Source organism: Bacillus cereus group sp. BfR-BA-01380 (genome assembly GCF_022663535.1).
Classification (GTDB): domain Bacteria; phylum Bacillota; class Bacilli; order Bacillales; family Bacillaceae_G; genus Bacillus_A; species Bacillus_A cereus_BB.
Genome location: NZ_JAKUFS010000003.1, coordinates 239422 through 256156, shown reverse-complemented (window position 1 = coordinate 256156; position 16735 = coordinate 239422). Strand labels below are relative to the sequence as shown.

The following is a 16735-nucleotide window of genomic DNA, read 5'->3' as shown; positions in this document are numbered from 1 at the left end:
GAGTCCTCTCGGGCGCGCTTTATTAACGGGAAGTGGCTCAGCTTGGTAGAGCACCTGGTTTGGGACCAGGGGGTCGCAGGTTCGAATCCTGTCTTCCCGATAGTTTTAAAATAATGGGGCCTTAGCTCAGCTGGGAGAGCGCCTGCCTTGCACGCAGGAGGTCAGCGGTTCGATCCCGCTAGGCTCCACTTATAATTCTTTATGGCGGTGTAGCTCAGCTGGCTAGAGCGTACGGTTCATACCCGTGAGGTCGGGGGTTCGATCCCCTCCGCCGCTACCATAAAGGACCTTTAGCTCAGCTGGTTAGAGCAGACGGCTCATAACCGTCCGGTCGTAGGTTCGAGTCCTACAAGGTCCACCACTCAAGTTTTTATATACGGAGGTATACCCAAGTTCGGCTGAAGGGATCGGTCTTGAAAACCGACAGGCGGCGAGAGTCGCGCGGGGGTTCGAATCCCTCTACCTCCTCCATTTTTTATTTAAAATAATATTATATCATCGCGGGGTGGAGCAGTCTGGTAGCTCGTCGGGCTCATAACCCGAAGGTCGCAGGTTCAAATCCTGTCCCCGCAACCAATGGTCCCGTGGTGTAGTGGTTAACATGCCTGCCTGTCACGCAGGAGATCGCCGGTTCGACCCCGGTCGGGACCGCCATTTATATTAAGGCTCGGTAGCTCAGTCGGTAGAGCAGAGGACTGAAAATCCTCGTGTCGGCGGTTCGATTCCGTCCCGAGCCATCGTTTTGAAATATGCAAGCCGGCTTAGCTCAATTGGTAGAGCAACTGACTTGTAATCAGTAGGTTGGGGGTTCAAGTCCTCTAGCCGGCACCATTTCAAAATGAGCCATTAGCTCAGTTGGTAGAGCATCTGACTTTTAATCAGAGGGTCGAAGGTTCGAGTCCTTCATGGCTCACCATTTTTTTTGCGGGTGTAGTTTAGTGGTAAAACAAGAGCCTTCCAAGCTCTGGTCGAGAGTTCGATTCTCTTCACCCGCTTTTTTCTAGGGGCCTATAGCTCAGCTGGTTAGAGCGCACGCCTGATAAGCGTGAGGTCGATGGTTCGAGTCCATTTAGGCCCACCATATTCCGCAGTAGCTCAGTGGTAGAGCTATCGGCTGTTAACCGATCGGTCGTAGGTTCGAGTCCTACCTGCGGAGCCATATAATATAGAGAAGTACCCAAGTGGCTCAAGGGGCTCCCCTGCTAAGGGAGTAGATCGCTTACGCGGTGCGAGGGTTCGAATCCCTTCTTCTCTGCCAGAAATTGGCCCGTTGGTCAAGTGGTTAAGACACCGCCCTTTCACGGCGGTAACACGGGTTCGAATCCCGTACGGGTCATACTAAAGAGATAGCATAACATGCTATCTCTTTTTTATTTTCCTTGTAGTGATTAATAATGTATCCTCGATCTTACTTTCACTTTCTCATAAATAATAATGTTAAAGTACAATTGCATCGATGCGTTCGCAATTAACGAGGACAATGCGCCCACTATTATTTAGAAATGTAGCAAGACCTGTGCTAAAGTGAAATCCTGTAAAATTTGAAACGGTTAATGGCACGCCATTAATTATAATTTCGTTTACTTTTTTTCCTAACTGAAAGGTGTTTAAAAGGTAACAAATATCTTCAAAATATTTTTCTTTATTTTTTATATATAAAGATTGTATATCTGTATCCTTTACTAAATTTGGGTTGAATATTTTAGGGATAGCAGTATGGTTTATGAAAATTGACATGGTTCTTTCCCTCTTTCTCTTTTGTATATTTCGGATGGAACTATATGTTGAAATGATAAAAGAGAGCTTCAAAAAAGCTCTCTTTTATCAACTAGCTTGCCTCAATTCGAAGTGCTTGAATATCACGGCAATCTATAAGAAGTACGCCGCCTGCTTCATCTCCTTCTGTATCTACAAAAGTTGCACAAAAATTTTGAGGATTAAAATTAACAAAAGTAACATCATCTATAAAGTTTCCATTTAGAAAAATATCTACTTCTGTACCAGGCTGTAAAGTTTCGAGTTGCTCACAGACGCATTTTGTATGCTTGTTTATATCAATCGACTCCTTTCAAAATAAATTTTTAATTCAATACATAATATATTTTTAAGTTGAAAAAAGGTGTGGACAAATTATATACGCTTCTGAAGGAAATAGTATGTGAATCATGGTGTATATAGATGAGATTGGGATAGATTCCATATATGGTATAATAACTTTCCCCTATCTGTGAGATAATTCACAAATAGGTCAAAAAATGTGAATACATTCACAAAGAAAAGTGCTACAATATAAATGTAAGGAAGTTAAACAACATAAAAACAGTATTTTAATTATTTACTTAAATGACAATGCTAATAATGATATTAAAAAATAGAGAGGGGATTTTACCATGAAAAAAGGTATTAACCGCGTAGTATTAGTAGGAACTGGAGCTGTAGGTTGCAGCTATGCATATTCTATGATTAACCAGGGTGTAGCTGAAGAGTTTGTTCTTGTTGATGTAAATGAAGCAAAAGCAGAAGGCGAAGCAATGGATTTAAGCCATGCGGTTCCATTTGCCCCATCTCCAACAAAAGTTTGGAAAGGTAGCTATGCAGATTGTAAAGATGCAGATATTGTTGTTATCACTGCTGGATTACCACAAAAACCAGGTGAAACTCGCTTAGATTTAGTTGAGAAGAATGCAAAAATCTATAAACAAATCGTTCGTGGTATTATGGATAGCGGATTTGATGGTATCTTCTTAATCGCAACTAACCCAGTGGACATTTTAACTTATGTAACTTGGAAAGAATCTGGATTACCAAAAGAGCGCGTAATCGGTTCTGGTACAACTTTAGACTCTGCTCGCTTCCGTTATATGTTAGGTGAGTACTTAGAGGTAGATCCACGTAACGTGCATGCGTATATTATTGGTGAACATGGTGATACAGAGCTTGCCGTATGGAGTCATGCTACTATCGGTGTACAAAAGCTAGAAACAATCTTAGCAAACAATGAAAAGTATAAACAAGGCGATTTAGATGAAATCTTTACAAATGTACGCGATGCTGCTTATCATATTATTCAACGTAAAGGTTCAACTTACTACGGTATCGGTATGGCACTATTTCGTATAACTAAAGCGATTTTAAACAACGAGAACAGCGTATTGACAGTATCTGCATATCTTGAAGGACAATATGGACAACAAGATGTTTACGTGGGTGTTCCAGCAATTATCAACCGTCAAGGTATTCGAGAAGTTATAGAGCTTGAATTAAATGCAGAAGAAGAATTGAAATTCGACCATTCTGTAAAAGTGCTAAAAGAAACTATGGCACCAGTATTATAATTCAAATTGTATAAAGTGAAACTTTAATCAGTGGGGGTTTTCTTCATCCCTCACTGATTATTAGCCCTCTCAATCGGGCGCATGCCAGCAGTTTATCTCCCACCGAACATTCTAGCCATTGGAGCTGGACATTGCTTTCACCGAAATGTAAGGCGAGAGTATTACTGTCCGCGAATAGCGGGATAAAGCCTTTTTCGACCTCCCCTGTATATCTCTTTATTTTACCCCTTTGTCGGAAGGGGTTTTTTATGTTTTACTTTCATGAAAAGTAATAACAGAATAGCGGTAAATTCCTCTTCTTTTCCACTGAAAAAATTATTCTAAAATAAAACGCTTACAATGAATATTCGTCAAAATTCGATATTTTTCGGTTAAATTTCATAAAATTACCACGAATTTCTATAAAAAAACGTATGTTTTTTTAGAAATTCGCAAGGATATTTCAATTTACTGAAGAATAGTAATAACATATTTAAAATTCTGTCATCTTGTGAGGTGAACATAGTGATTGATACAAAGTGTAATGTGAAAGACATGTTATTGTTCCATGAAGAAAAGTTTTATGATAGCTATGAGATACTTGGTGCTCATTTGACGATGGAAAATGGAATGGAAGGCACACGTTTTTCCGTATGGGCACCTCATGCACAAGCTGTGAGTATTGTAGGAGATTTTAATGAGTGGAATAGCGAGATGCATGAAATGATACGAGTGACAGAGAGAGGGATTTGGTCTTTATTTATACCAAATATTCCTCAGCAGGAATTATACAAGTATGCAATGCAAACACAAGAAGGGCATACGATTTTAAAAGCAGATCCGTATGCAATGTATGCTGAAGCTCGGCCAAATACGGCATCCGTTGTTTATGATATAAAAGGATATAAATGGAAAGATCAGAAATGGTTTCAAAAAAAGAAACGAAAGCCGATCTATAATGAACCGTTAGCCATTTATGAGCTTCACTTTGGCTCTTGGAAAAAGAGAGAAGATGGATCTTTTTATTCTTATAGAGAAATGGCAGATGAACTTATTCCATATGTAGCGGAGCATCAATTTACTCATATTGAAATTATGCCGCTCGTTGAACACCCATATGATCGTTCTTGGGGATATCAAGGAACGGGCTATTATGCACCAACAAGTAGATATGGAACACCACAAGATTTTATGTATTTTGTCGATGAATGTCACAAATATGGGATCGGTGTCATTTTAGATTGGGTGCCAGGACATTTTTGTAAAGACGCTCATGGTCTTTATTTGTTTGACGGGGAACCGACATATGAATATAAAGATCTTGATGTGCAAGAAAACCGTGTATGGGGGACGGTGAATTTTGATTTAGGAAAACAAGAAGTGCGAAACTTTCTTATTTCGAATGCGCTGTTTTGGATGAAGTTTTATCATATTGACGGTTTTCGGGTGGATGCTGTTGCGAATATGTTGTATTGGGAGCGAAATGGAGAGCAGGAAAGCAATGAGCATGCAGTATCATTCCTGCAACAATTGAATGAAGCTGTGTTTGCAGAAGATCCCACTTTCTTAATGACTGCGGAAGATTCAACGGCATGGCCGCTCGTAACAGCACCGACTTACGAAGGTGGACTTGGCTTTAATTATAAGTGGAATATGGGCTGGATGAATGACATTTTAAAATATATGGAATGTGCGCCGGAGTATCGGAAATATATTCATGACAAAGTAACATTTTCGCTGCTGTATGCGTATTCTGAGAATTTTATTTTACCTTTATCACATGATGAGGTTGTACATGGAAAGAAATCGCTGTTAAATAAAATGCCGGGTGATTATTGGTCCAAGTTTGCTCAGCTTCGTTTATTGTATGGCTATTTATTTACACATCCAGGGAAGAAACTGCTCTTTATGGGTGGTGAGTTTGGACAATTTGATGAATGGAAAGACCTTGAAGACTTAGATTGGAGTTTACATGATTTTGAGATGCATCATTATATGCATGATTATTTCAAGGAGCTCATAGCATTGTATAAGCGTTCTAAGCCGCTTTGGCAGCTTGATCATACACCGAAAGGCTTTCTGTGGATCGATGCGGATAACCGCGAACAAAGTGTTTTCTCGTTTATTCGCCAAGGAGAAAGAGAAGAGGATGTTCTCGTTATCGTTTGCAACTTTACAAGCGCGGTGTATGAAAACTATAAAGTTGGCGTACCGGCATTTCGCTATTATAACGAAATTTTAAATAGCGATAGTTCTGCATATGGCGGTTCTGGACAAATGAATAAGAAGCGATTAAAGGTGATTATGGAACCTTATCATAATCAGCTTGCACATGTCGAAATGACAATACCACCATTTGGAATTTCAATTTTACGACCAGTGAAAACACGAAAGGGGAGTAGTAAACAAGATGGTTCAAAAGCAGAAGTGCGTAGCAATGTTATTAGCAGGGGGAAAAGGTAGTCGTCTAAGTGCGTTAACAAAAAATTTAGCTAAGCCAGCTGTTCCATTTGGGGGGAAGTATCGCATTATTGATTTTGCATTAAGTAACTGTGCGAACTCTGGTATTGAAACAGTCGGGATTTTAACACAATACCAGCCGTTAGAGTTGCATAGTTATATCGGTATTGGAGATGCATGGGATTTAGACCGTGTAAATGGAGGGGTTACTGTACTTCCTCCTTATGCTGAGTCTTCTGGTTTGAAATGGTATACAGGAACGGCAAGTGCTATTTATCAAAATTTAAACTATTTAAAGCAGTATGATCCAGAATATGTTCTCATTTTATCTGGAGATCATATTTATAAGATGAACTATGCAAAAATGCTTGATTACCACATGGAACGAGAAGCAGATGTCTCTATTTCTGTTATTGAAGTACCGTGGGATGAAGCGAGCCGATTTGGCATTATGAATACGAATGAAACGATGGAGATTGTTGAGTTTGAAGAAAAGCCACAGTTTCCAAAAAGTAACTTAGCTTCAATGGGAATTTATATTTTTAATTGGGCCATTTTAAAAGAGTATTTAGAAATGGATGCAAGAAATCCAGAATCTAGTAATGACTTTGGGAAAGATGTGATTCCGCTTTTACTAGATGAAGGTAAAAAGCTCGTTGCGTATCCATTTAGCGGGTACTGGAAAGATGTTGGAACAGTGAAGAGCTTATGGGAGGCAAATATGGATCTACTTCAGGAAGATTCATCGCTTAATTTATATGATTTTGATTGGAGAATTTGTTCTGTAAATCCGAATCAGCCGCCGCAGTATATTGCATCATCAGCAGAAGTGGAAGAGTCGTTAATTAATGAAGGCTGTGTTGTTGAAGGGAATGTGCAGCATTCTGTATTGTTTCAAGGGGTAATTGTAGAGGAAGGAAGCAGAATTGTCGATTCAGTTATTATGCCAGATGCTAAGGTTGGAAAGAATGTTGTGATTGAGCGTGCTATTGTTGCGTCAGGAATGGTTATTGAAGATGGAACAATTATTCGTCCGGAAAAAAATATAGAAGACGTTTTGTTAATTGCAGAGGAAATGTAAAGTGAGACGAATGATTTGCAAGGGAAGGTATATATTGAAAAAACAAAATGAATTTATATAAATGGTTATTGGAAACAATTAAATTTTTTATGGACGGTTATTTTGCTTTTATTTTCTGGTAGAGCGTGACGAAAAGGGGATGAGATGAGTGAGAGAATCAATGTTAGGAATTATTAATGCGACAGAGAATTTTCCATCACTGCAGCAAGTAACAAATCATCGATCATTGGCGGTATTGCCGTTTGGCGGACGTTACCGTTTAATAGATTTTATGCTTTCCAATATGGTAAATTCTCATATTCATAGCGTAGCTATTTTCACAAGTCATAAAAATCGTTCGCTCATGGATCATCTCGGTTCTGGGAAACAGTGGGATTTAGATCGGAAACGCGACGGCTTATTTTTATTTCCTCCAAATTGCCAATGTACTCAAGATGAGTTTGGATCGTTTGCTCATTTTAGCAGACATACTGACTACTTTTTACGTAGTAAGCAAGAATATGTTGTCATTACAAACAGTCATGTTGTAACAGCGCTTGATTTCCAAGCTGTATTAGAGCGTCATTTATATACAAACGCACATATTACGGAAGTATGTCACCGTGGTATGTCGCTTCAGACGTATGTACTGAAGAAGGAGTTATTATTACAGCTGTTTGAGACGTATCAAGATATGGGCTATTATAGCTTACTTGATGTTGTCAAAGAAAAACGAAACACTTCATTGCGTATGGAAAGATATGAGCATACTGGTTATGTGGCAGTCATAGATTCAATTGAAAGTTACTACAAACATAGTTTAGAGATACTGCAGCCGCACATTTGGAAGCAACTCTTTAAAAAAGAAGCGCCAATTTTTACGAAAGTAAAGGATGAACCGCCAACAAGGTACGGAAAAGAGGCAAGTGTACATAATGCGATGATCGCTAACGGCAGCATTATTGAAGGGGAAGTAGAAAATAGCGTTGTTTTTCGTTCTGTAAAGATTGGAAAAGGCTCTATCGTTCGTAATAGTATTATTATGCAAAAGAGTCAAATTGGAGAGAATTGTATACTAGATGGTGTAATCCTTGATAAGGATGTAAAAATTGAAGATGGAACAACATTAACTGGTTCAAGTTATCCATTTGTTGTAGAGAAAGGAAAGATTCAAAGTAGTAATGTAACAATGCAGTAAGATCAGAATCGAGAGGAGGAATCTGCATGTGAGGCATAGGAAACTGTTTTACCTATGCTTAGCTATTGCGGAGAAACGATTACAGTGAATATTTTATTTGCAGTATCAGAGTGCGTACCATTTATTAAATCGGGTGGATTAGCAGATGTAGCCGGGGCGCTTCCGAAGGCGTTACAAAAACTTGGAATGAACGTGCGTGTTATGCTTCCCTATTATAGTTTAATTCCGGAGCATATAAGAAAAAAATGTGTGCTTCATAAAGTGATTACGGTTCAGCTTGGCTGGCGTAATCAATATTGCGGTATTTTGAAAATGGAACATGAAGGAATTACGTATTACTTTATCGACAATGAGTATTACTTTAAACGTGATTCGATATATGGTCATTATGATGATGGCGAACGTTTTTCATTTTTCTCAAAGGCTGTATTAGAGTGTATTCCGCATTTAGATTTTGAAGTGGATGTTCTGCATTGTCACGATTGGCATACAGCGATGGCAAACTTTTTATTGCGAGAAAAATATCGTGAGCAGCCATTGTACGAAAAGATAAAGACTGTTTTTACGATTCATAATTTGCAGTTTCAAGGTGTGTTCCCGCGTATCGTTATGCATGACTTATTAGAGCTTGGTGATGAGTATTTTCATAGTGAACAACTTGAGTTTTACGGAAACATTAACTTTATGAAAGGCGGAATTATTGCCTCTGATATCATTACAGCGGTAAGTCCGACATATAAAGAAGAAATTCAATATTCGTTTTTCGGAGAGAAGTTAGATGGTTTATTGCGTAAATATAACGATAAACTTGTTGGGATTGTGAATGGAATTGATGATGTTTTGTACAACCCAAAGAATGATAAAACGATAGCGGCAATGTATGATGCAAATTCACTCTATAACAAAAGAGAGAATAAACGTGCTCTGCAGCGTTATTTTGGATTACCAGAAAAAGAAGATGCACCAATTATTGCAATGGTTACTCGTTTAACGAAGCAAAAAGGATTAGATTTAGTACGTCATGCTTTTCATGAAATCATGCAAGAAGATGTGCAATGTATTGTGCTTGGGTCAGGCGATAAAGAATATGAACAATTTTTTGAACAAATGGCATATGAATACTCAGATAAAGTGAAAGTATATATCGGGTTTCATGAAGAACTGGCACATCAAGTATATGCCGGAGCCGATTTATTTTTAATGCCATCTTTATTTGAACCATGTGGTCTTGGGCAGCTCATTGCTCTTATGTACGGAGCGATTCCAATTGTACGGGAAACAGGCGGTTTAAACGATACTGTTCAATCGTACAATGAATATACAAATGAAGGAAATGGTTTTAGTTTTACGAGCTTTAATGCGCACGATATGCTGCATACCGTGCAGCGTGCACTGCACTATTATCACGATAAAAAGATATGGCAGTCTCTTATGAAACGTGCGATGACGGAGGATTATAGCTGGAAGCAGTCTGCCGAGAAATATAAAGAGCTATATGAAAGCTTGTCGGGTTCAAATCAAGAACCGCAAACGAATGAGGAAGAAAAGAAGAGTAATCATAAGCAACCGGTTTTTTCTGTTAACAAGTGATAGAACGAACCAGCAGTGGAAAAACCATTGCTGGAAGTTTCACTTTGAAAGAGGTGAGAAAGTTGTTCTCAAATACAGAGAATTTTAAAGCTGCTTTTTTAGAAAAACTAGAAACAATGTATGGAAAAAGTTTTAAAGATTCGGCTGTGCAAGATCAATATAATACGCTTGGTCATATGGTACGTGAATATATTAGTCAGCGCTGGATTGGGACGAATGAACGGTACCGGACAGATAATCAGAAGCAAATGTATTACTTATCAATTGAGTTTTTATTAGGGCGTTTGTTAGGAAGTAATATATTAAATTTAGGAATACGTGATGTATGTGAACGAGGATTAGAAGAGCTTGGGATTTATTTGCAAGATCTTGAGGAAATGGAAGCGGATGCTGGCCTCGGAAATGGTGGACTTGGTCGTTTAGCAGCCTGTTTTCTTGATTCGCTTGCTTCGTTAAATTTACCAGGACACGGGTGTGGGATTCGCTATAAGCACGGTTTGTTCGATCAAAAAATTGTGGATGGTTATCAAATTGAACTGCCAGAGCAATGGCTGCGGCACGGGAATGTTTGGGAAGTGCGAAGGCATGACCAAGCGGTGGAAGTTAGTTTTTGGGGACAAGTTGATACATTTCAGTCTGGTGAGCGTCTTGAGTTTCGGCATATCAATGCGGAAACAATTGTGGCTGTTCCGTATGATGTACCTGTTGTTGGGTATGAGACAAGTACTGTTAATACATTGCGCCTTTGGAGTGCAGAGCCGGTTCCATTTCCGCCAAACTGCAAGGATGTATTAAAGTATAAACGAGAAACAGAAGCCGTCTCGGAGTTCTTATATCCAGATGATACGCATGATGAAGGGAAAATACTTCGTTTGAAACAGCAGTATTTTCTTGTGTCGGCCAGCCTACAAAATATTGTGCGGTTGCACCGGGAACGAAATGGCACGCTTCGTAATCTGCATGAGAAAATTGCCATTCATATTAATGATACGCATCCGGTTTTAGCAATTCCAGAATTAATGCGCATTTTGCTTGATGAGGAAAAGATGAGCTGGGAAGATGCGTGGTATGTTACAACACACACGATTTCTTATACAAATCATACAACCTTATCGGAAGCGTTAGAAAAATGGCCGATTCATATTTTTGAACCGTTATTACCGCGCATTTATATGATTGTACAAGAAATTAATGAGCGTTTTTGTCATGAGTTATGGGACCGCTATTCGTATGATTGGAATCGTATCGAGAACATGGCGATTATCGCTCATGGGCTTGTGAAAATGGCGCATTTGGCGATTGTGGGGAGTCATAGTGTAAACGGCGTTGCGAAAATTCATACGGAAATATTAAAACAGCGAGAAATGCGATTGTTTTATGAGTTTTACCCAGAGAAGTTTAATAATAAGACAAATGGAATTACGCACCGGCGCTGGTTATTAAAAGCAAATCCGCAACTATCGAAATTAATTTGTGACACGATTGGAACGGAGTGGATGAAAGAACCGGATCAGCTGCAAGTTTTAGGAAATTATAAATACGATGCAGCGTTCCAGGATGCGCTCCATAATGTAAAACAAGTGCGAAAAGAATTGTTGATGAAACGGATTGAAAAACAAACTGGTATTGTTGTGGATCCGTATTCCATTTTTGATGTACAAGTAAAACGTCTGCACGCTTATAAGCGGCAATTGTTAAATGTATTGCATATTTTATATTTGTACAATCGTTTAAAAGAAGATTCTAGTTTTTCCTTTTATCCGCGTACATTTATTTTTGGTGCAAAGGCATCGCCTGGTTATTATTATGCAAAAAAGATTATTAAACTCATAAATGAATTGGCACGAAAAGTAAATGATGACCCGCATATCAATCAATATATGAAAGTTATTTTTCTAGAAAACTATCGTGTTTCACTTGCTGAAGATATTTTCCCAGCAGCAGATGTGAGCGAACAAATTTCAACTGCAAGTAAAGAAGCATCGGGAACCGGAAATATGAAATTTATGATGAACGGTGCAATAACACTAGGTACGCTAGATGGTGCGAATGTTGAAATTAAAGAAGCTGTTGGGAATGAAGCCATTTTTATTTTCGGTTTAATGGCTGAAGAAGTACTGCATTATTACCAAAATGGCGGATACCGTGCAAGCGATTATTATCATCATGATATGCGCATTCAAAAAGTTGTCAATCAGCTGACAAATGGCTTTTTTGAAGATGCGGGCGATGAGTTTGAAGCCATTTTTGATTCTTTTCTTATTCAGAATGATGAATATTTTGTTCTCCGGGATTTCGCACCATATGCAGATATGCAAGAAAAAGTTGGAGAAACATATGAAAATCGAAAAAAATGGTTGGAAATAAGTACGATGAACATTGCGAAATCAGGTCATTTTGCAAGTGATCGAACAATTTTGCAGTACAGTTATGATATTTGGAGAATCACAGAAGGTATGAGGGCAAGATAAAATGAAACTTCCAACAGTGAAGCTTTTCTCACTGATGGTTAGCCCGCCCAATCGGGCTTTTACGGGCAGTTTTCTTCCCCGTGCTTCCCCAGCCTTTACTGCTCACGAATAGCGGGATAAAATGAAACTTCCAACAGTGAAGCTTTTCTCACTGATGGTTAGCCCGCCCAATCGGGCTTTTACGGGCAGTTTTCTTCCCCGTGCTTCCCTAGCCTTTACTGCCCACGAATAGCGGGATAAAGACCCTTCGACGTTGTTCGATATGAAAAACGACTTGGAAAATTCCAAGTCGTTTTACTTTACTACAGAAATAGAATGGAACGCTGTATATAATATATAAATCCACTTTGATTTTCCAACATATAAATCGCTGCTATGCGGAATACAACATGCCCTCCTACTGGCCTGCTTCTTTTGTTTTAAACATCGCACGTGGCAGAAAAAGGCCCTGACCGCTTCTATGTATGGCCAGTTGCTCTCGCCCACCTAAAAAAAGAGGGTTTATGTCGTGTTTTCAATTTGTATCTATATATACCGTGTCCATCGTAAATAAGTATAAAAGATTACTACAATTCTTCCAATGTATCCCTTTGGAAATGAGTAGAAATTGCCGTTTTATATGTTGTAATGTGATGGTTTTTTATAAAGGAATGCATATTTTTTGTAAATGTCATACTACGATGGGTATGGGAATATTCCCATTCATTTCCTTCAAATTGTACTTTACGGGGAGGGAGAAGCGGAACAACATCAAATAAATTTACGAAACGAAAGCTATTAGCAACTTGTATTTTATAATAATTGCGAAAGGCGATATCACCGACTTTTGGAGAGCCGAAACTGTAGAGCGTGTAATGAGAGAATGAAGTGTTTACACGAGCATCTAGTATATGCAAGGTAGCGAGGGCTCCTCCTAAACTATGTCCAGTAACGAAAAGAGCTTTAGAGGAAGGCAAGGAAACAAGGGTGTCCATAATTGTATCTCGGCATGATTCATAAATAGAAAGAAAACCACTATGAACATTCCCGCTGTTTGCAGTAAATGGGTACGGTTTTTGTTGGACGATAGAATCAGCAATCCAATCACGGTCTGATTGTGTTCCGCGAAAGGCTACAATAATTTGATCGTCTGACTCTAAAATGAATCCAAACCATGCTGTCATTTGAATAGCGGTTGCTTGAAATCCTTGTACATACCGGAAACCTTTCGGAATAGTAAAAATGCCATTTTGGCTATATTGCTCATATGTTAATTCGCAGCATGTAGCTAACAATACAGCGGTATCCTTATGAAAGGATACAGAAGTTGGCATAGAAAAGTCCTCCTCATGATGAAGTATAATTCAATATATGAGGAGGATATATGTTTCATTCTTTTACAAGATTATTCGTTTCCATCAAGAATGCGGCCGATTCCACCAAGAATGCTGCCTTCACCAGAAGTTTTTGCTCCTGGTCCCATGATGCGCTGCGCTAAGCGGCTTAATGTTAAGGATTGAACCCAAACTGTTCCAGGTCCTTGTAATGTTGCGAAGAATAGGCCTTCTCCGCCGAAGATTGCGCTTTTTACATTGCCAACAAATTGAATGTCATAGTCAACATCTTTTGTCATAGCAACAAGGCAACCTGTGTCAATTCGTAATGTTTCTCCTGGTTTTAAATCACGTTGATATACTGTTCCACCAGCATGCATGAACGCAAGGCCGTCACCTTCAAGCTTTTGCATAATAAATCCTTCGCCCCCGAAGAAACCGCTGCCCATTTTTTTCGTAAATTCAATACCGACCGAAACACCTTTTGCAGCACATAGGAAAGAATCTTTTTGACAGATTACTTTTCCTTGATATCTCGTTAAATCCACAGGAATAATTTTCCCAGGATACGGAGCAGCAAATGAGACGTGACGTTTTTCATACCCTGTATTGGTAAATACAGTCATAAACAAGCTTTCGCCTGTCACAAGGCGTTTTCCAGCACCAACAAGCTTACCGAAAAATCCACCTGTTTGGGCGGAACCGTCACCAAATACTGTTTCCATTTCAATATTGTCTTCCATCATCATCATAGCACCGGCTTCAGCGACTACGCTCTCTTCTGGATCTAATTCAATTTCAACAAATTGCATATCATCGCCATATAATTTATATTCGATTTCATGTGCTTTCATCATTTCACCCCAATTATAAATATGTATCGTTATACTTATATTATAATGAAACATTTCCAAATAGAAAATACAAGTTTTGTAAATTTTCAAGCAAGGTATTTCTGTTTTGTTTGACGTTTTATTTCGGGCATGATATAGTAAAAGAACTATTGAGCTGCATAATGTGGTACGGAAATAAAGCGTGTTCGTTTCAAAGCATTTGCTTATGAGAAAATCGTGATGTTTATCTCGACCTTTGTATGTAGTTTCCAATAGATAGATTTTTTTATTTTAGGAGGTACATGCAATGCAAACAGGAAAAGTAAAATGGTTTAACGGCGAAAAAGGTTTCGGTTTCATCGAAGTTGAAGGTGGCGAAGATGTATTCGTACATTTCTCTGCAATTCAAGGCGAAGGCTTCAAAACTTTAGAAGAAGGTCAAGAAGTTTCTTTCGAAATCGTTGAAGGTAACCGTGGACCTCAAGCTGCTAACGTTACTAAAAAGTAATGACGGCAAAAAGAAACATTCCTGAATAAGGAATGTTTCTTTTTTTTATGGCCTTGAACTGGACTCGTCTGAGGAAAGTTCGCCTTTAAAGGTTCTTGCTTCGTAATCGTCTAACATTTGTTCATATTCTTCATGTTGTTCTGTAGCATATACTTGCACGTTTTTTCCATACATATCTGTTCCGATAAAGTTTTCAAAATCCTCAACATACCCGCGTGGTTCCTCGGCATCTACATACATTTCATTAAAGTTTTTAGAATCGCGTCGCTCTAAATCAGCAGGAGTTTCGGACGTTCCGTATAAAGCAACGTCTTGCCAGGCATCTTCAGCGTCATATCCAACGGCACTATCCATATCATATTTTCCAAAAGGAGGTTCGATAAGTTCTTCCTCAATTGGACGTGCGCCAAGGATTAGCTTATTATGTGTGTGTTCGATACAAGTGGTTGCAGTTGGCATTGCTTCTAAACGTTCAAGCGGAATCGATTCGCCTGATACTTCACAAGTCCCATATGTTCCAGCCTCTATTTTTTCCAAGGCATGTTTTACATCTGTAAGTTGTTTATGCCAAAATTCTACCAATCCTAAGTCTTTTTCGCGTTCATACAATTCTGTTCCCATATCCCCGGGATGATTATCATACGCTGAGAGTTCACCAACTGCATCGCGTTCAGAAGCTTGTCCCGGGCTCTCATGATTTTGCAGCGTTTGTTCCAGCTCTTGTTTTTGCTTTTGTAGTACAGATTGAAAATGATCCATTTGTTGTGGAGTTAGCATAAAATCCACCTTCCTACATTCGGTTTCTTTAAGTAGTATGAGCCCAATTGCGGGAATTATTACGTTAATATAACGGTGTTTTTGTGCAATATAAAGACCTTTCTACACAATGTGACATGAATACACAATAAAAAAACGCAAGTGCCTTCACACTTGCGCTTTTCTTATAGGAAATATCCAAGTAATAACCCAATTCCCATTAAAAATCCAAAAATGGTGTTCGTTTTTGCTGTGGCAATCATCGCAGGTGCCATTTCCATTGGGATGCTCTTTCCGATAAAACCTTTCGTTGCTTTAAATGCCTTTGGAGCACTTAAAAAGACTACAAGCATCCACAGAGAGGCAATACCGACAAGAATAAGGGCAATCGTCCATATATAAGAAATGATAAACATAGATGCTAATACGCCTATTGCATTGTTTCGTCCAACTAAAATAGCTAATGTTCTTCTGCCGTTTTCTTTGTCACCATCTAAATCGCGAATATTATTCGCAAGTAGAATGGCACCGATTAAAATTGCATTTGGAATGGAAAGTAATACAATTTCTGATGTTACCATTCCAGTTTGAATAAAGAATGAAATTCCAATAATAATAACACCCATAAATAAGCCGGCTGTTAATTCGCCAAAAGGTGTATAGGCAATTGGAAGTGGACCGCCTGTATATAAATAGGCAACAGCCATACATACAAGACCGAGCGCTGCGAGCCACCAACTGGAGTTCATACAAATGTAAACTCCTAATAAAATCGCAATGCCAAAGAATCCGAACGCTAAGTTCAATACTGTTTTTGGCTGAATCCCATCGCGAACGATTGCACCGCCAATTCCGACAGATCCTTCATGATCGAGTCCTCTTTTGTAATCAAAGTATTCATTAAACATGTTTGTTGCTGCTTGTATGAGAAGGCAAGCAAGAAGCATGATAAGGAAAAGAGGTATATTTATTTTGTTAATACCTTCAACTTGCATCGCATAAGTTGTTCCAATAAAAACAGGCACAAAGGCTGCAGTTAATGTATGAGGACGTAATAAGCTCCACCAAATACGCCAGCCTGTTTGTTTACTTGGCTTTGGCTGCATGGAAGAGGAATTCATCTCAACTTTTGCTTCCATATGGAATCCTCCTATCTGTCTATCGTATAAAATAAAATGAGTCCTAACACGGGCAAAGCACACAATTAAGTGTAGGAAAAGCGTCATATAGTG

General features: G+C 38.9%; 13 protein-coding genes and 15 tRNA genes. 22 read left to right on the top strand and 6 right to left on the bottom strand.

What is annotated here, in order from left to right; genetic code table 11:
• The first annotated feature begins 26 nt into the window (after positions 1 to 26).
• From MR076_RS04650 to MR076_RS04580, 15 genes are all read left to right on the top strand, one after another.
• A tRNA-Pro gene (locus MR076_RS04650) sits at positions 27 to 100 on the top strand.
• Between the two features lie 15 nt (positions 101 to 115).
• Positions 116 to 188 (top strand) — tRNA-Ala (locus tag MR076_RS04645).
• Positions 189 to 203: 15 nt separating this feature from the next.
• Positions 204 to 280, top strand: a tRNA-Met gene (locus MR076_RS04640).
• 4 nt (positions 281 to 284) lie between these two features.
• Positions 285 to 361, top strand: a tRNA-Ile gene (locus tag MR076_RS04635).
• Positions 362 to 378: 17 nt separating this feature from the next.
• A tRNA-Ser gene (locus tag MR076_RS04630) sits at positions 379 to 471 on the top strand.
• Positions 472 to 499: 28 nt separating this feature from the next.
• A tRNA-Met gene (locus MR076_RS04625) sits at positions 500 to 576 on the top strand.
• A 2-nt stretch (positions 577 to 578) separates the two neighbouring features.
• A tRNA-Asp gene (locus MR076_RS04620) sits at positions 579 to 654 on the top strand.
• A 10-nt stretch (positions 655 to 664) separates the two neighbouring features.
• A tRNA-Phe gene (locus tag MR076_RS04615) sits at positions 665 to 737 on the top strand.
• An 18-nt stretch (positions 738 to 755) separates the two neighbouring features.
• A tRNA-Thr gene (locus MR076_RS04610) sits at positions 756 to 831 on the top strand.
• Between the two features lie 9 nt (positions 832 to 840).
• Positions 841 to 916 (top strand) — tRNA-Lys (locus MR076_RS04605).
• An 8-nt stretch (positions 917 to 924) separates the two neighbouring features.
• Positions 925 to 995, top strand: a tRNA-Gly gene (locus tag MR076_RS04600).
• Positions 996 to 1004: 9 nt separating this feature from the next.
• Positions 1005 to 1081: transfer RNA gene (locus MR076_RS04595), tRNA-Ile, on the top strand.
• A 3-nt stretch (positions 1082 to 1084) separates the two neighbouring features.
• A tRNA-Asn gene (locus MR076_RS04590) sits at positions 1085 to 1159 on the top strand.
• A gap of 8 nt (positions 1160 to 1167) precedes the next feature.
• Positions 1168 to 1258: transfer RNA gene (locus MR076_RS04585), tRNA-Ser, on the top strand.
• 6 nt (positions 1259 to 1264) lie between these two features.
• A tRNA-Glu gene (locus MR076_RS04580) sits at positions 1265 to 1336 on the top strand.
• A gap of 101 nt (positions 1337 to 1437) precedes the next feature.
• Here the strand turns inward: MR076_RS04580 and MR076_RS04575 are convergent.
• Positions 1438 to 1737, bottom strand: a complete 300-nt coding sequence (locus MR076_RS04575) for a hypothetical protein (RefSeq protein WP_242218114.1) — start codon at positions 1735 to 1737, stop codon at positions 1438 to 1440.
• Between the two features lie 91 nt (positions 1738 to 1828).
• Positions 1829 to 2053, bottom strand: a complete 225-nt coding sequence (locus MR076_RS04570; protein WP_098917978.1) for a penicillin-binding protein — start codon at positions 2051 to 2053, stop codon at positions 1829 to 1831.
• A gap of 337 nt (positions 2054 to 2390) precedes the next feature.
• Here MR076_RS04570 and MR076_RS04565 point away from each other — a divergent pair, with 337 nt between their 5' ends.
• The 6 genes from MR076_RS04565 to MR076_RS04540 all read left to right on the top strand — a co-directional run bounded on the left by MR076_RS04565 (position 2391) and on the right by MR076_RS04540 (position 12093).
• On the top strand, positions 2391 to 3335 hold the full coding sequence (locus MR076_RS04565) for an L-lactate dehydrogenase (protein WP_242218112.1): 945 nt from the start codon (positions 2391 to 2393) through the stop codon (positions 3333 to 3335).
• 534 nt (positions 3336 to 3869) lie between these two features.
• Positions 3870 to 5777 carry a 1,4-alpha-glucan branching protein GlgB gene (gene glgB / locus MR076_RS04560; RefSeq protein ID WP_242218138.1) on the top strand — a complete coding sequence of 636 codons (1908 nt, stop codon included), beginning with the start codon at positions 3870 to 3872 and terminating at the stop codon, positions 5775 to 5777.
• Entirely contained in the window at positions 5725 to 6855 is a 1131-nt protein-coding gene (locus MR076_RS04555) for a glucose-1-phosphate adenylyltransferase (protein ID WP_242218110.1), read from the top strand. The genes glgB and MR076_RS04555 overlap by 53 nt, the downstream gene beginning before the upstream one ends.
• A 148-nt stretch (positions 6856 to 7003) precedes the next feature.
• A complete protein-coding gene (locus tag MR076_RS04550; protein WP_242218108.1) occupies positions 7004 to 8032 on the top strand; it encodes a GlgC family sugar phosphate nucleotidyltransferase in 1029 nt (342 codons plus the stop codon).
• Between the two features lie 84 nt (positions 8033 to 8116).
• The gene (gene glgA / locus MR076_RS04545) at positions 8117 to 9622 is read left to right on the top strand and encodes a glycogen synthase GlgA (protein ID WP_242218136.1); all 1506 of its coding nucleotides are present in this window, start codon (positions 8117 to 8119) and stop codon (positions 9620 to 9622) included.
• 62 nt (positions 9623 to 9684) lie between these two features.
• Positions 9685 to 12093, top strand: a complete 2409-nt coding sequence (locus tag MR076_RS04540) for a glycogen/starch/alpha-glucan phosphorylase (RefSeq protein ID WP_242218133.1) — start codon at positions 9685 to 9687, stop codon at positions 12091 to 12093.
• Positions 12094 to 12659: 566 nt separating this feature from the next.
• Here the strand turns inward: MR076_RS04540 and MR076_RS04535 are convergent.
• Together MR076_RS04535 and MR076_RS04530 are read right to left on the bottom strand one after the other, a co-directional pair.
• The gene (locus tag MR076_RS04535) at positions 12660 to 13406 is read right to left on the bottom strand and encodes a lipase family protein (protein ID WP_242218106.1); all 747 of its coding nucleotides are present in this window, start codon (positions 13404 to 13406) and stop codon (positions 12660 to 12662) included.
• Between the two features lie 71 nt (positions 13407 to 13477).
• Positions 13478 to 14260 carry a TIGR00266 family protein gene (locus MR076_RS04530; RefSeq protein WP_242218102.1) on the bottom strand — a complete coding sequence of 261 codons (783 nt, stop codon included), beginning with the start codon at positions 14258 to 14260 and terminating at the stop codon, positions 13478 to 13480.
• A gap of 286 nt (positions 14261 to 14546) precedes the next feature.
• On the opposite strand from MR076_RS04530, the gene cspD reads away from it, so the two are divergent.
• Positions 14547 to 14747 carry a cold-shock protein CspD gene (gene cspD / locus MR076_RS04525; RefSeq protein WP_035432508.1) on the top strand — a complete coding sequence of 67 codons (201 nt, stop codon included), beginning with the start codon at positions 14547 to 14549 and terminating at the stop codon, positions 14745 to 14747.
• 45 nt (positions 14748 to 14792) lie between these two features.
• Here the strand turns inward: cspD and MR076_RS04520 are convergent, their stop codons facing one another.
• On the bottom strand, positions 14793 to 15524 hold the full coding sequence (locus MR076_RS04520) for a yteA family sporulation protein (RefSeq protein ID WP_242218099.1): 732 nt from the start codon (positions 15522 to 15524) through the stop codon (positions 14793 to 14795).
• A gap of 164 nt (positions 15525 to 15688) precedes the next feature.
• Positions 15689 to 16642 carry a 1,4-dihydroxy-2-naphthoate polyprenyltransferase gene (locus tag MR076_RS04515; RefSeq protein ID WP_242218098.1) on the bottom strand — a complete coding sequence of 318 codons (954 nt, stop codon included), beginning with the start codon at positions 16640 to 16642 and terminating at the stop codon, positions 15689 to 15691.
• Positions 16643 to 16735: the final 93 nt, after the last annotated feature.

What these genes read in the sequence shown, in the direction of transcription:
- MR076_RS04575 (WP_242218114.1), bottom strand. Translation starts at nt 1,737, where the DNA reads ATGTCAATTTTCATAAACCATACTGCTATCCCTAAAATATTCAACCCA.
- MR076_RS04565 (WP_242218112.1), top strand. Translation starts at nt 2,391, where the DNA reads ATGAAAAAAGGTATTAACCGCGTAGTATTAGTAGGAACTGGAGCTGTA.
- glgB (WP_242218138.1), top strand. Translation starts at nt 3,870, where the DNA reads ATGTTATTGTTCCATGAAGAAAAGTTTTATGATAGCTATGAGATACTT.
- MR076_RS04555 (WP_242218110.1), top strand. Translation starts at nt 5,725, where the DNA reads ATGGTTCAAAAGCAGAAGTGCGTAGCAATGTTATTAGCAGGGGGAAAA.
- MR076_RS04535 (WP_242218106.1), bottom strand. Translation starts at nt 13,406, where the DNA reads ATGCCAACTTCTGTATCCTTTCATAAGGATACCGCTGTATTGTTAGCT.
- MR076_RS04530 (WP_242218102.1), bottom strand. Translation starts at nt 14,260, where the DNA reads ATGAAAGCACATGAAATCGAATATAAATTATATGGCGATGATATGCAA.
- cspD (WP_035432508.1), top strand. Translation starts at nt 14,547, where the DNA reads ATGCAAACAGGAAAAGTAAAATGGTTTAACGGCGAAAAAGGTTTCGGT.
- MR076_RS04520 (WP_242218099.1), bottom strand. Translation starts at nt 15,524, where the DNA reads ATGCTAACTCCACAACAAATGGATCATTTTCAATCTGTACTACAAAAG.
- MR076_RS04515 (WP_242218098.1), bottom strand. Translation starts at nt 16,642, where the DNA reads ATGGAAGCAAAAGTTGAGATGAATTCCTCTTCCATGCAGCCAAAGCCA.